15 protein-coding genes are annotated in these 14,615 nt (G+C 39.8%); 2 read left to right on the forward strand and 13 right to left on the reverse strand.

Annotated elements, in window-relative coordinates; translation table 11 throughout:
- Positions 1 to 68 precede the first annotated feature (68 nt).
- Both B5473_RS04735 and B5473_RS04740 read left to right on the forward strand, forming a co-directional pair.
- Entirely contained in the window at positions 69 to 1,268 is a 1,200-nt protein-coding gene (locus B5473_RS04735) for a CynX/NimT family MFS transporter (protein ID WP_079523915.1), read from the forward strand.
- Between the two features lie 61 nt (positions 1,269 to 1,329).
- Positions 1,330 to 1,884: a restriction endonuclease gene (locus B5473_RS04740; RefSeq protein WP_079523916.1), complete on the forward strand. Its 555-nt coding sequence runs from the start codon at positions 1,330 to 1,332 to the stop codon at positions 1,882 to 1,884.
- Between the two features lie 43 nt (positions 1,885 to 1,927).
- On the opposite strand, the gene B5473_RS04745 is transcribed toward B5473_RS04740, so the two are convergent.
- From B5473_RS04745 to hutI, 13 genes are all read right to left on the reverse strand, one after another.
- On the reverse strand, positions 1,928 to 2,983 hold the full coding sequence (locus B5473_RS04745; protein WP_079523917.1) for a nitric oxide synthase oxygenase: 1,056 nt from the start codon (positions 2,981 to 2,983) through the stop codon (positions 1,928 to 1,930).
- 139 nt (positions 2,984 to 3,122) lie between these two features.
- Complete coding sequence (locus B5473_RS04750; protein WP_079523918.1) at positions 3,123 to 4,088, reverse strand: quinone oxidoreductase family protein; 966 nt, start codon at positions 4,086 to 4,088, stop codon at positions 3,123 to 3,125.
- 97 nt (positions 4,089 to 4,185) lie between these two features.
- Positions 4,186 to 5,712, reverse strand: coding sequence for a tripartite tricarboxylate transporter permease (locus B5473_RS04755; RefSeq protein WP_079523919.1), 1,527 nt, complete (start codon positions 5,710 to 5,712; stop codon positions 4,186 to 4,188).
- A 19-nt stretch (positions 5,713 to 5,731) separates the two neighbouring features.
- Positions 5,732 to 6,196: a tripartite tricarboxylate transporter TctB family protein gene (locus tag B5473_RS04760; RefSeq protein ID WP_079523920.1), complete on the reverse strand. Its 465-nt coding sequence runs from the start codon at positions 6,194 to 6,196 to the stop codon at positions 5,732 to 5,734.
- Between the two features lie 58 nt (positions 6,197 to 6,254).
- A complete protein-coding gene (locus B5473_RS04765; RefSeq protein ID WP_079523921.1) occupies positions 6,255 to 7,274 on the reverse strand; it encodes a Bug family tripartite tricarboxylate transporter substrate binding protein in 1,020 nt (339 codons plus the stop codon).
- A gap of 184 nt (positions 7,275 to 7,458) precedes the next feature.
- On the reverse strand, positions 7,459 to 8,148 hold the full coding sequence (locus tag B5473_RS04770) for a response regulator (RefSeq protein ID WP_079523922.1): 690 nt from the start codon (positions 8,146 to 8,148) through the stop codon (positions 7,459 to 7,461).
- A gap of 5 nt (positions 8,149 to 8,153) precedes the next feature.
- The gene (locus tag B5473_RS04775) at positions 8,154 to 9,680 is read right to left on the reverse strand and encodes an ATP-binding protein (protein WP_254865242.1); all 1,527 of its coding nucleotides are present in this window, start codon (positions 9,678 to 9,680) and stop codon (positions 8,154 to 8,156) included.
- 266 nt (positions 9,681 to 9,946) lie between these two features.
- A complete protein-coding gene (locus tag B5473_RS04780; protein ID WP_079523924.1) occupies positions 9,947 to 11,152 on the reverse strand; it encodes an RtcB family protein in 1,206 nt (401 codons plus the stop codon).
- Positions 11,139 to 11,411 (reverse strand): hypothetical protein, encoded by a 273-nt coding sequence (locus tag B5473_RS04785; protein WP_079523925.1) that lies wholly within the window; start codon positions 11,409 to 11,411, stop codon positions 11,139 to 11,141. Before B5473_RS04785 ends, B5473_RS04780 begins: the two co-directional genes overlap by 14 nt.
- 321 nt (positions 11,412 to 11,732) lie before the next feature.
- Positions 11,733 to 12,059: a spore coat protein gene (locus tag B5473_RS04790; protein WP_079523926.1), complete on the reverse strand. Its 327-nt coding sequence runs from the start codon at positions 12,057 to 12,059 to the stop codon at positions 11,733 to 11,735.
- A gap of 13 nt (positions 12,060 to 12,072) precedes the next feature.
- Positions 12,073 to 12,279: a spore coat protein gene (locus tag B5473_RS04795; RefSeq protein WP_079523927.1), complete on the reverse strand. Its 207-nt coding sequence runs from the start codon at positions 12,277 to 12,279 to the stop codon at positions 12,073 to 12,075.
- Positions 12,280 to 12,405: 126 nt separating this feature from the next.
- Positions 12,406 to 13,374 carry an agmatinase family protein gene (locus B5473_RS04800; protein ID WP_079523928.1) on the reverse strand — a complete coding sequence of 323 codons (969 nt, stop codon included), beginning with the start codon at positions 13,372 to 13,374 and terminating at the stop codon, positions 12,406 to 12,408.
- Positions 13,371 to 14,600 (reverse strand): imidazolonepropionase, encoded by a 1,230-nt coding sequence (gene hutI / locus B5473_RS04805; protein ID WP_217699910.1) that lies wholly within the window; start codon positions 14,598 to 14,600, stop codon positions 13,371 to 13,373. The genes B5473_RS04800 and hutI overlap by 4 nt, the downstream gene beginning before the upstream one ends.
- Positions 14,601 to 14,615: the final 15 nt, after the last annotated feature.

Consider the following 14,615-nt stretch of genomic DNA (forward strand, 5'->3'; position numbering starts at 1 on the left):
CTTTATTCTGTTTTTTAAGAGTATTCACACTACTCAAAACTATATTACTAGTCAAAAGGAGAATTAATATGGACACAGAACAATTAAATCAAAATAGCAAAAAAATACTATCCAACCGAACACTCATCTATTTTATGGTTGCCGTATTTTTATTTGCGACAACATTACGTACACCGATTACATTAATCGGTCCAATTATTTCATTTATTCGTGACGACCTTGGGATATCGAACTTTCTTGCAGGCTTCTTAACGACTATCCCTTTAATTGCCTTTGCGGTCGTTTCACCATTTGCACCACGAATTGCGCGTAAGTTTGGGATGGAATGGACATTATTTTATTCCGTCATTCTGCTATGTGTAGGGATCGTATTGCGTTCACTTGGGGCAACATCCTTACTCGTTTTAGGAACAATATTAATCGGGGTCGCCATTGCATTTGGTAATGTCCTTATCCCTAGTTTTTTTAAATGGAAATTCCCATTACATATCGGCTTATTAACAGGGATTTATTCCGTATCGATGAACATTTCTTCAGGACTTGCTGCAGGCTTCAGTTATCCTATTGCTGCAAGTGCAGGCTGGCAAATCGCAGCTGGTATTACGATTATTTTAGGTATTCTTACAATGCTAATTTGGCTGCCGATTTTGCGTCAGGAAAAGGTCGAATTAAATATGCCCTCTTCGCAAACAAAGAAAACGCAGATGTGGAAATCCCCGCTTGCCTGGGCAGTCGCTGGAGCAATGGGCTTTCAATCATTTATATTTTACTGCTCGTCTGCGTGGATACCGGAGATTTTTATTAGCCAAGGCCTTGATGCTACAGCTTCCGGTTGGATGGTGTCCGTTATGCAGTTTTCGCAAATTCCGATGACATTTATTATTCCGATTATCGCCGGTAAAATCGCTTCACAACGGCCAATCGTCGTTTTCTTTACGATATGTTACTTAGTCGGTTTTACTGGTGTGTTGATGGAATGGACAAGCCTAGCCGTCGTATGGATGATCTTATTAGGTTTTGCAGGCGGGGCTTCGTTTGGTTTAGTGCTGATGCTGTTTTCATTGCGTACAAAGACAGCGTATGATGCGGCTGAACTTTCCGGCTTCGCACAGTCAATCGGTTATTTCGTTGCCGCAATCGGACCGGTTCTGTTTGGTTATGTTCATGATTTAACTGACAGCTGGTCAATTCCGATTGTGCTGTTTATTATAATTTCTGTTCTGTTATTTTTCGCTTCCTTTATGAGCTCAAACAATCGTACGATATAACCAAACGTATGTACCCTTTTATGATATAATAGCGTTAGTAAATAAAAGGAGTACAGAACTATTGCGTAAAAAGAGAAGACGAAATAAAAAACGCCTGCCGGTCATCCCGCTGTTTTTCATCGCATCGGCCGGTGCTGCTGGTTTTTATGTAACGCGAACAGCTGAAGGCATCGGTATTGGAATTGTCGCTTATTTCGTACTATATATCGCGTTTAAAATTTGGCTAAGATCGCTGAAGACGAGGAAGTTACGAAAGTCCGGCATTCGCGAAGTCGATAAAATGACCGGTGAGGATTTCGAGAGGTTTTTAGGCGAGTTATTTAAACGACGCGGTTTTAAAGTGAGCTATACCGCAACGAGCGGTGACTACGGTGCCGACCTAATTTTAAAGGACGGAAAAGATATTATTGCAGTCCAGGCAAAACGCTATTCCGGTACGGTCGGTGTAAAAGCGGTACAGGAAATTATCGGCGCAGTGAAGATGTATGAGGCAACAGAAGCATGGGTTGTCACAAACAGTCATTTTACCCGCCAAGCGGAAAAACTTGCCGACATCAATGACGTTTATTTAATCGATCGTGATGAATTGATTCAAATTATGTTAAATAAAAGATAAAGAAATAGGTGTGCAGAGGCTTTCGCTTCCTGCATACCTATTTTTAATATGGCTGTTGCTGATATAAATAGTTTGGTTTCTTGATCGTGTTGGCAATTGGTTCATGATACAGATCAGTTGTTGCAGGAGATAATGGCGGCACAAGCCATACCCAGTTTCCCGTTACATCACGGTTGCTTGCATGTTCCTGCTTTTGAAACAGCTGAAACTGCTGGGCAGCGGTATGATGGTCGACAATACTTACACCCGCTTTTTTATAGGAATGAAGAACCGCAACATTCAGTTCAACAAGTGCACGGTCCTTCCAAAGAGACGCATTCACCGAAGTGTCCAGTCCCATTGCTTCGGCTACTTTCGGCAGGAAATTATAGCGGTACGTATCCGCTAAATTGCGCGCCCCGATTTCCGTTCCCATATACCACCCGTTAAACGGCGCTGCCGGAAAATCGGTGCCGGCAATATTAAAACGCATACTTGAAATAATTGGGACTGCATACCATTTCATATTTAATTGCGAAAAATCATATTCCGGATGGGTAATCGCCACTTCAAGCACATGCTCTTTTGGAAGATCAAAAAACATTGGTGCACGATCATCCACTTGAATAACAAGCGGCAGTACATCATAGTTTGTACGTGCACCTTCCCATCCGAGGCTTTCACAGATTTTCGTAAACTCGAGTGAATCGGAATCTCCAACAATCCCATCATCTGTTTCATAGCCTGCATAACGGATTAGCTGGTGGTTCCAAATGCGCACACGGTCCGCTTCAAACAGTGTAATAGCAGGTCTGATTTTTCCGTTGTTTGTCGCAAAATCAATGTGGTTTATTAGCGCTTCATAAATTTCAACTTCATTTAATAAATGGCGCTCATCAAATACGTTTAAACTATTCCAAAACAGGCGTCCGATGCATTTATTGCTGTTGCGCCATGCAACCCGCGCCCCATACGTAAGTTCATCTGTCGTTAAATTAAATTCCGGATTCTGAGCCTCTTCCAACCGCTCTTTCAGCCAATCCTCTGACTTGTTTGTTTCTTTTTTATATAAAGTAAGGAAATCTATTCGTTCATGCAATACTGCAGTCGTTGTTGCCATCTATTTCATCCCCTTCTAGCCTTTATTTTGGCCTCTTAGAAAGGGAAACTCAATGAATCAACAACCGATTAAAACATATATATTTCATACATGACTAAAATTGTTCATAAAGTTCGGATCTATAATAATTGAGCTCATTTTATAAAAGCCGAATTAAAACCTTCCCTTGATGCTTTCTGCTTTCAATTAAACGATGTGCCTCCTGAACTTCCTCTAAATCGAATACTCGAGTAATCGGAACGTTTAATTGCCCGCCTTCGAACAATGGAATGATTCGCTCAACTACGGGAGCTAATCGAGCTGGAGCTTCCTTACGAGTTGTACCTAAGCTGAAACCTTTTATGTTTCGGCAGCTATTATGCACATCACTTGTTGATATTTCGCCAGCTTTTCCACTGCTATTTCCAAACTGAACTAATGTACCAAAATTAGCTAAGCATTCAAGACTTGCCTTTGTAACATCACCAGCAACCGAATCAAAAATTACTTGTGCCCCTTTACCATTAGTATGTTGCTTAACGCCATCTACAAAGCTGTCGTAAGTAAACACATCATCAGCACCTATGCTCAGAACATAATCTTTTTTAGTTAAATCCCCTACAGTTCCAATGATATTTGATACGCCATAATGTTTTGCCAACTTCACAAGCATTGTCCCCACACCACCGGCCGCGCTGTGTACGACAATTGTATCTTCCTTTTGTACTTCACCAATCTGATTGAGTAAAATCTCAGATAAAATAGTCACTGTTGGTAGAGCAGCTGCTTGTAATGGATCGATCGCTTCGGGAATCTTAAAGGTTAACGTTTCTTTCGCCGCCACTACTTGCTGATAAGATCCCCCTTTAGGGAATGCGAAAACATAATCCCCTTTTTGAAATGCAGAACTTTTACTTTCGATGACATGGCCTACAATATCTAAGCCTAATGTGATGGGAAATGTACTTTGACCTTTATTACCCATTCGAGTTTTAATATCAGCATAATTTACGCTCGTATATAGCCCCTGTATTAATACTTCTCCCTGTTGAATAGCAGGTACTTCTACTTCTTCCACAATTAAAACATCTGCCGCTCCTGATTTGTATTGACGCACACTTTTCATCTCACATAGTCCCCCTACATATTCTATTTATTTCAAATAAAATAGCCGCCCCAATTTGGACGGCAACTTTCTGTTAAACACGATTTAGTAGCTTAACTCATCCTTCTTCATTAATAATTACATTTTTCCCACGTAATTTCATAAGAATCGGAATTAATATCCATAAAACCGCAACAATCAAGAAGATTAATGAAAGTGGTTTTGCTAAGAAAATACTGTATTCTCCATTAGAAATTGTTAAAGCACGTCGCATGTTGTTTTCAATCATTGGGCCTAACACAAGCGCTAAAACTAGTGGGGCAACAGGGAAATCATTTTTTGCAAAGAAATAGCCTGCAACACCGCATCCTAACAGTAAGAATAAATCAAAGATCGTATATTGAACTGCATATACACCGAAAAATGAAATTGCAATAATAATAGGCAGTAAATATCTTTTCGGTGTTTGAATAATTTTAGCGAAAACACGAACTAATGGCATGTTTAATACAAGCAGCATTAAGTTTCCAAGGAACATACTGGCGATCAATCCCCACGCTACATCTGGGTGTTCCTCAAATAATAATGGACCTGGCTGAATATTGTACATAATGAACGCACCCATTAAAATAGCTGTCGTTCCAGATCCCGGGATTCCTAATGTTAATAGCGGAATCATCGCACCACCCGACGCCGCATTATTTGCGGATTCTGGTGAAGCAACCCCGGCAATGTTTCCTTTACCAAATGATTCTGGATTTTTGCTGATCTTCTTTTCTGTAATATAAGCAAAGAAGGAAGCAAGTGTCGCCCCAGCACCTGGCAGTACCCCTAAAAAGAAGCCAAGGAATGAGCCACGTGTAATTGGTGCTGCACTATCTTTTAAATCTTTTTTTGTAGGTAAAATACGATTGATTTTTGCGATCGGTTCATCATTGCCATCCTTCTCAAAAATCGTTTTGAAAACTTCACCTAAGGCAAATAAACCTACAGCAATTGTTAAAAATTCAATGCCGCTAAATAAAACCGGCTGGTCATATGTAAATCGGGCAATTCCTGAAACGGCATCTATTCCAATTGTCCCCAAAAGTAGGCCGAGAACCGTCATAATTAATGCCTTCGTGATTGATTTACCCGCTAAACCACTTACCGCTGCCAAACCTAACAGCATTAGCGAAAAATATTCTGCCGGTCCAAAATTGATTGCTACTTTTGATAATGGTCGGGCTAATAGAACCAACCCGATTAACGCAATAATACCTGCGATAAACGAACCGATTGCCGCAATTGATAAGGCAGCTCCAGCCCTTCCTTGCCGTGCCATTTGATACCCGTCCAGCGTTGTAACAACCGAAGAAGATTCACCTGGTGTATTTAATAAAATAGATGTTGTAGATCCACCATACATTGCACCGTAGTATACTCCAGCTAGCAAGATGATTGAACTAGTTGCAGCCATTTCTATTGGTAAACCAGATGTTAATGTAGCCGTAACAGGAATTAATAATGCGACACCACTCATTGGTCCAATTCCCGGTAATACGCCTACTGCCGTTCCAATAATTACACCTAATAATGCGAATAAAATATTATGCCACTGAAAAGCAATAGCAAACCCGTCTAATAAGTACTGTACCGTTGACATATCAGCTCCTCCTTTCTATTTAGAGTGGGAATTTAGGTAATGATCCGCCTAATACGTTCACAAAGCCGAAGTAAATAATTGCTGAAAACGCAGCTGCCACTATAATCGAGCTAACCCACTTTCCTCGTTCAAGTGTTTGGAATGAAATTAATAAAAATGCAAAGGTCGTAACTAAATAACCTAGTTTTTCAAGTAAAAATGCATAAGCAACCGCTGAAATAAAAATAATTAGAAATTGCTTATAATTAGAGAATTTCTCCCCTTCTTTATCTTCAACACTTTTATACATCGCCTTATGACGAACCGTTTCAAAAAATAGTAAAATACTTAATATAATTAAAGCTATTCCTAATCCAAACGGAAATGTACTCGGCCCAATTTCAGAGCCGTACGCACTTGCAGATATTTTTTGGGATTCGACGATAATCAGTATTCCTAGCATCAAAAATACAACACTAGCAACACGGTCAAATTTTAAATTCATCGTTGTACACCTCCTATAAAGCAGATATGGGCAATTACATGCCCATATCATCGTTTAATTATTTTTGCATACCTAAAGCTGTTAAAATTTCAGTAATCGTACCTTCTTGTTCTTCAAGGAATTTCGTGAAATCATCGCCTACACGGAAGTCTTGTTCCCAACCATTACGCTCTAATTCAGCTTTCCATTCCTCTTTATCATTTAACTCTGTTAATTTTTCAACCCAATAATCCTTAGCTGTATCAGACATATCTTTAGGTCCGAAAATACCGCGCCAAATAGTAAACTCTGCCTCAATCCCTAGATCATATAATGTCGGGATTTCCTCCAGACCTTCAAGTGTTAATTTTTCTGGTGCTGTAACTGCTAAAACTCGAACGTCTCCGCTCTTCACATAAGGTGTTACAGTTGAAATATCTGTTCCGATTGCATCGGCGTTATTCCCTAATAATGCCGCCATCGCTTCACCGCCACCATCATAAGAAACATATTTTACTGCCTTAGGGTCAATGCCGTACTCGTATGCAGGTAAAATTGTAACTAAATGATCCATAGAACCTGGAGCTGAACCGCCAGCCATCGTAAGTGCTGTTGGATCTGCTTTAACAGCATCTAATAAATCCGTTAACGTTTGGTATGGGGAATCAGCACGGACAACAATTGCACCAAAATCCTTCGTAAGCTGTGCTAAAGGTGTCGTATCTTTATAACCATAAGGACTATTACCTTCTGCCTTTAAGTTATTAATTAAAATCGGTGGTGATTTTACCATTAACATATAATCATTTTTTGCTTCTTTCGTTGCGTATGTTGCCATGAATACGGCACCGCCACCACCTGGTTTATTTTCTACTGTTATTGGTTTTTCGATTAATTTTGTTTCATTCATAACTTTTGCAATCGAACGAGATGTTAAATCCCATCCCCCGCCAGCTCCGGATGGTGCCACGATTGTTAAGTTACTTGTTGGATAATCTTTGTCGCCTGATGATGTCCCCTCACTATCACTACAAGCTGCTAATGTAAGTGTTAACGCCGCTGCTGAAAATAAAGTTAGTAGCTTTTTTTTCAATGTCATAAAATAGTCCCCCTTCTGTTTTACGCGTTATGTAAGCGTTATCTTAATTAAAAATGATAATGTGTCTTTTTTATATATAACGAAACTATTGTCTTTTATTTTCATACTGGCTATATTGTTCATATTGTTCACGACATCACGGCATAAAAAAGAGCATGTCTTTTTATGACATACTCTTGATTGTTTATTTTTTTATGAAGTATCGGCGTTCCGGTCTACCAACGTACCCATAAATATGCTCAACAAAAATCACCTTTTCATCCATTAGATGTTCCAGATAACGCCTCGCTGTTGTTCTACTTATCCCTATTTCATTGCCTAGCTTTTCGGCAGTAATCCCTTCATCACAGTTTTGAATATAAGTTACTACTTTTTCCTTTGTCACTGAATCAATGCCTTTAGGGTTGTTTCCCTTTTCGAGTTCACCTGTATATGTAAGGTTATTCCACAGTTTTTTTATATCTTCGGCCTGCAACCGGTCGGTGGAGTTTAAGATTGTTTTTTTCTCTTTATAGTTGAGAAGGCATTCAGTGAAACGCTGTAGTGTTAATGGTTTTAATAAAAAATCAATTACCCCGCTCGCATATGCCTTCTTTACAATTTCAACCTCCGCTGCTGCCGTAATTAAAATAATTTCGGTATCCATATCTTTTTGCCTAATATAATCAATTAGTTCTGTCCCCAAGTTATCGGCAAAGTATATATCAAGCAAAATCAGGTCTGGTTTTATTGTATCTAGCCAAATTTTTGCCTCTTCAACTGTATGGGACATTCCTATCGTCTTAAAACCTTCAATTTGCTCAATGAACTTTTCATGTATTTGAGCAATACGGATATCGTCTTCAACGATTAATACTTCAATTGTATTCTCCATATGACTCACCCCTCTTTTGGAATTGAAAAAATGAATAGTGCCCCTCCTAATTCTCCTCTTTCAATTGCGATCGAACCATTTAATTTTCTTAAGTTTTCATCGACGATATACAAACCATAGCCTCGGTGTTCTTCGCCCTTTGTGGATTGCTTTTTCTCAAATATACTGTGGATTACTTGTTCATCGATACCATTCCCTGAATCTTCAATTTCACAAATAACCTCTTTTTCATCTTCATAAATATAAATTCGTACAATGCGTTCTTCTTCATCTAAATGCTCTACCGCTTCAAAGGCATTCGTAACTAAATTTCCTAGGACTGAAATGAGTAAATGCTTTTCAAGATGTTGACCTAGCTTGCCACAGAAACTATCTTCATCCAGTAATAATGTAACTTTTAACTCTTTTGCTCTATTATAGAATCCTATGATTAGACCACAAATAAACGTATCTTGTATTTTTTCATTTAAAAAGGATATTAGCGCATGGTTCCCAATTCGCTCTGAGTGAATTAAGTATAGCGCTTCATCATATTCCTTCAGTTGAATCAACCCTGAAATCGTATATAAAAAGTTATTGTACTCATGTGTTTGCGCTCGAAGGGATTCGATATATTGTTTTACTTGTGATAGTTCATTTGCAACTAAATCAATTTCTTCAAACGGTCTAAAACTGGACACCGCACCGGTTACTTCCCCCTTATTAATAATCGGAACACGGTTTACTAACGTTTTCACACCATTGATGGTCATCATCCGATCTAATTGTTCATGGCCAGATTCCATCACTTTAATTAAATGTGTGTTCGGAATAACTTCACTAATATTTCTGCCTACCTCAGATTCCCCACTCCGTAAAATCGCCTTGGCAGATTGATTAATTAACGTAATATTACCGTTTCGGTCAACCATAATAATGCCTTCTCGAATCGATTCTAATATAGCATTTCGCTCTGACAGTATTTTTACAATTTCCTGAGGCTCATAATCCAATAACTGTGCTTTCGTTTTATTGGAGAAATAAGTGGCCAGGATAATAGATAATATAATGGTAATAAAAAATACTATTATTAAATACTTGGAATAAATAATATTTGCTGAAAAGATATCGGTAAATAAAAAGCCAACTGAAACGACACCGATGATTTTCCCGTTTTCGTCTTTTACAGGTGCCTTACCCCGTAGTGCTTTACCTAATGTCCCTTCCGCAATTGAAACATAGTCTTTTCCATCGATTAGCGCTTTGTCATTATCATCACCAACCATTTTTTCTCCGATTCGTTCCTTTACGGGGTGTGCATACCTGATTTCATTTTCATCACCAATAACCACATATTCAGCATTGGCATTTTGTTGGAACTGTAGCGCAATTCCTTGAATTTCCGATGTTGTTTGGGGTTGTTTCAGCCCTTCTATAATAGCTGGGTGTTCCGAGGCGACTTTCGCTATCCCCAGTGCCCGCTCACCCATTTCCTCTTCTACAATTTCTCCAATAATAAAATAGGTTAAAAATAAACTTATGACTAAAATCATTATTGCTAGAATGGTATTATACTTAAAAAAACGAAAATTTAATGAGCTTCTTTCCATATGCTATTACCTCTATTTTTGGCAATTATTACTTTAGATGATTATAGCATAAGAATATTCCCTTAATTCTAATAATTGAGAAAAACGCTTTCGATGACAGTACTCGGCGGAAAAGAATAAGCCACTTGGCACCGAATAATTTACGGCACCAAATGGCTACATTGTCCTTATTAGAAGTAGTCTATTTATAGAGAAAGCTTAATTACGTCCTATCTCTTCCATTTATCACTCGCTTTGAAATTATAAACCGGTGTCACGTGCTTTTGGATTGTCACCGTTTCGCCGATTTGCTCGATAATTTCCTGCATCGGCTTATAGGCCATTGGTGCTTCGTCGAGCGTTTCCTCACTTACCGACGTTGTCCAAATCCCTTGCATCGTCTGTTTGAAATCATCCATCGACAAGTTTTTCATCGCAGCTGTCCGCGAGTAAATCCGGCCTGCTCCATGTGGGGCGGATTCATTCCAGTCTGCATTCCCTTTTCCGATACAAATAAGTGAACCTTCTCGCATATTCATTGGAATGACGAGCTTTTCATCCTTTGCTGCCCGCACTGCCCCTTTACGCAAAATCATGGCATCCGTATCAATATAATTGTGTACGGAATCAAACTGCTCCGCGAATTCCCACTTCATATGTTCCGCGATTGTCTTGGCAATATGAATACGGTTTTCATGCGCGAAACGCTGAGCCAGTTTCATATCGGCAATATATTCCTGGAACAGATCGCCTTCTAAATATGCCAAATCCTTAGGCACAACCGGATTTTCGTTCTTATATGCTTTAATCATTTTTTGAATGTCTTTGCTTTTTCCGGCTTCTTTTAGTTCCGCAATTTTTTCGGATAAATCTTCACGCTGCAACGACTCAAATGCACGCTTTTGGTGCCAGTTCGCCACCTTTGCCCCGACATAGCGCGAACCCGTATGAATCAATAAATAATGAACCCCTGTCTCATCTTTTGCAAGCTCGATAAAATGATTGCCGCCGCCCAATGTACCTAGCGAGCGTCCTGTATATTCATTTTGCAAGCCGCGTGCGATGAAGTTTTCATTCGCAAAACGTTCTGTATCTTCCACTTTTAGCGCAGTTTCATGGATTTCATTACCACTTGGTACGAAACGTCGGATCGTTGTATCGAGTTCATTAAAGTCAATTGTGCCTTTACCGATTTCCGAAACGAGAACCCCACACCCTACGTCAACGCCAACAAGATTCGGCACAACACGGTCATTCAACTGAATCGTTGTGCCGATTACACAGCCTTTTCCGGCATGATAATCGGGCATAATCCGTACTTTTGTTCCTTCCATAAACGACTGATTAACGAGTTCATCAATTTGCTGAATTGCTAATTCCTGTGGTGTGTTCGTATAAATTTTAGCGTTTGTATATTTTCCGTTAATTTCGATCAATGCTGTTCACGCCTTTCTTTTTTAAAATGAGCACAGCGAATATAAGAAGTGCTACCCCAATGTAGCTTCCAAGCAGTAATATTGGGGATCCTTGGTTAACAAAGCCGAATGTAATTTCAGATTGTAGTTCAACCGTATCCGGTGCGAATTGCGGTTTGTAGAAAAATGTTTGAACTAAACCGATTAATAGCTGTGCGGTGAAATATAGAATATGTAAGAGCAGTGCTCCGAAGAATGCGAACAGGATTTTACGTTTCATGCCAGACCTCCCTTTATGAAAGTAATTGTTATTATTTACGAATGGGGTCAGGGAATAGTTTCATAAATTTTCCTGTATGGCAGTTGGCTTTTTATTAGAAGATATTAGAGTATATTAGAAAACTCGTGGGTGTTATTTGAAACTTTCTGCCCTATATTCGAAAATCGGGGATTGATATTAGAAAGTTCATATACTTTATTAGAAAATGGAAGATTTATTAGAAGGTTGAATGCGGATATTAGAAGATCTCTGAGGTTATTAGAAAACCATAAAAAATGGGCTATTCGAAAAGCGGTTAAACTTTTCAAACAGCCCATTTAATTATTTTTTCGCCACATTTAATGCAATGTCTGCTTTTTCAAGATCATGCTCCATCTGCTCTTGTAAATCATAGGCATGATACATTTCATTCTTAATCATATATTGTGCAATTTTGTCGTGTGTATCAATCGCGTTATCCAGTTCGCGGCGTAAAATTCGTTTAACAGCCGGTGTTGCTGTTTCAGTAATCGCTACCGCCAAGTTTCGAACTGCTGCTTTTGATGTGATAAGCAGGTCAGTAGCAATCGCCATATCGTCAATCATTGATACATCCAAATCCAGGTCCAGTTGCTGTTCAGTTGTTTCTTCTGATTTTTTCGTTGCCATTGTCTCTGCCTCCTTAGTTGCTTGCATCTTTCAGTAATTTTTTCAGATCTTTAATTGCCTTCACGGAAAGTTCAAGATCCTCATCAAGGATTTCCTTAAGTTTCTTGTCTTGAACAAGAGGTGAGAATAACTTCCCTTTTGTAACACATGTCGTTTTAAAAATTAATACTTCATGGACTTCCAATTGTTCATGTAATGCTAGTTCCTTTTTAGCAGCCATTTGACAACCTCCTGTAGTTATTAATCTCTTTCCTCCTTTACCCCCAGATTTAATTCTTAATCCGTTTTTGTTATGTTCCCTCCATAAAAAAACCGAATTCCCTAAAAAAGAAATTCGGTCGGCTTTTCATTTCAAATGAACAAATCTCGATACCATCATCGTTAAAAACGCGTACACTCCAGCTTTTACCGTCTGCAATTCACGTGTATCACGATGTGGGTCGACACAGACGAAATCCATACCTTTTACAATTTCGTATTTCCCTACTTCATACAGCAAATCGAACAGCTCATCTGTCCGCATGCCACCCGGTGTAGAAGCAGGAACTCCCGGTGCGTATGCAATATCAAGTACGTCCATATCTACTGTCACGTAAACAAGATCCACTTTCTTGGAAAGTTCCTCCATCACATTCGCTATTACAGACTCCGCGCCACGACGACGGAAATCCTTTAATGTAATACGATTTACACCATAATGATCTGCAGTACGAATAAGGCTCGGGGCATTGTAAAATCCGTGCAGCCCGATGTTATAAACATCTTCTCCTCGTACTACCCCTGCATCCAACAGCTGGCGGATCGGTGTGCCATTTGTCGGGCCATCTGATTCCGTATCACGTAAATCCAGATGGGTATCGAACTGCAAAATACCGATTCGCTTACCGGATGTACTAGCAAATGCTTTAACAACCGGTGCAGTAATCGAATGATCTCCGCCAATTTGTACATAGAAGCTTTCAGGACAATCATTCAATACACCCGTCATCGCCTGTTCGATATTGTCATGACATTGCAAAATATTCGTTCCGTGCATTTTCACATCGCCGACATCAGCGACCCGTAATTCCCGCACATCTAAATCTTCATCAATTGAATACGTAGTAAACAGATTCCAGCTTTTTCGGAAAAAATCTGGATATTCCGAAGCTGCTGAAGCACTAATCGATGAACGTGACAGCGGTACTCCTGTAATGACCACATCAAAGTTATCTGAAAGCTCCCCATAACTTGGCACAATCCAGTCTTTTACCTTCAAATCTTCAGATTCAACCCGATTCCAAGAAGTTGCCGGACTTACTAGGAACTTGCTCACATTAAGCTGCCACCTTTCACAACGACGTTTCCTGCTTTAATTACAGTATCGGTATGATTCATCCCGTAGAAATATTGAAGCTGTTTATAATTTGGGACGTCTAAAATCAGTACATCCGCCTGTTTCCCTTTCTCGAGCGTACCGACTTGATCGGCACGTTTTATCGCATGTGCAGCATTGATTGTCGTTGCACAAAGTACTTCTTCCATCGTCATTCCCATGTTCATGCACGCCAAATTTTGAATGAACGGCAAGCTGATCGTTGGCGACGAACCCGGATTAAAGTCCGTTGAAATCGCTACAGGTACACCGCTATCTACCATTAGGCGGCCTCTTGCATACGGTGCGCGTAAGAAGAAGGCAGTTCCAGGCAAGAGTACAGCAATCGTACCGGTCTTTGCCATTGCAGCAATTCCTTCATCTGAAGCAACGAGTAAATGCTCTGCAGAGATGGCCCCGACTTCTGCAGCAAGTTCGGCTCCTTCATATGGTTCGATTTCATCTGCATGAATTTTCGGTGTCAGCCCGTAAGCTTTCCCTGCTTCCAAAATTAGACGGGATTGCGCAGGTGTGAACACTCCTTTTTCACAAAAGACATCGTTGAACTCCGCAAGTCCCAGCTCCGCCACTTTCGGAATCATCTGCTCTATGATAATTTTCACGAATTCATCTTCATTGCCTTTAAACTCTTTCGGAACAGCATGTGCACCCATAAAAGTCGAGACAATATCGACAACATGCTCTTCCTGCAGTTTCTTCACAACATAAAGCTGTTTAAGTTCGTTTTCAAGATCAAGACCGTAGCCCGATTTCGCTTCAACCGTCGTAACGCCGTGACGCAAAAACTCGTTTAGATGCTGAACGGTTTTATCGCATAAATCATCAAAACTCGCTTCACGTGTTTTTGTCGTCGTATAGTGAATTCCGCCACCTTCATTCATAATATCCATATAGGACTTTCCGGCAAGGCGCATATTCAGCTCATGTTCACGTGTCCCCCCATGCACTAAATGTGTATGGCAGTCAACAAGGCCCGGCATGACAATCTTCCCTCGTGCATCAATAACCTCGGCATCGCTTACTAGATGCGGATATTCCTGTTTTATTTCATCAAGAGGCGCAATCATTGCAATCCGGTCTCCTTCAATTAATACACTTACCTCTTTTTTCAGGCCGAGCTCGCTCATCTGCTCACGTCGGCGAGGTAATTTTACATCACTTTCCATTGTTAATACTTCATT

Origin of the sequence: Solibacillus isronensis, from assembly GCF_900168685.1 — a bacterium.
Lineage (GTDB): Bacteria > Bacillota > Bacilli > Bacillales_A > Planococcaceae > Solibacillus > Solibacillus isronensis_A.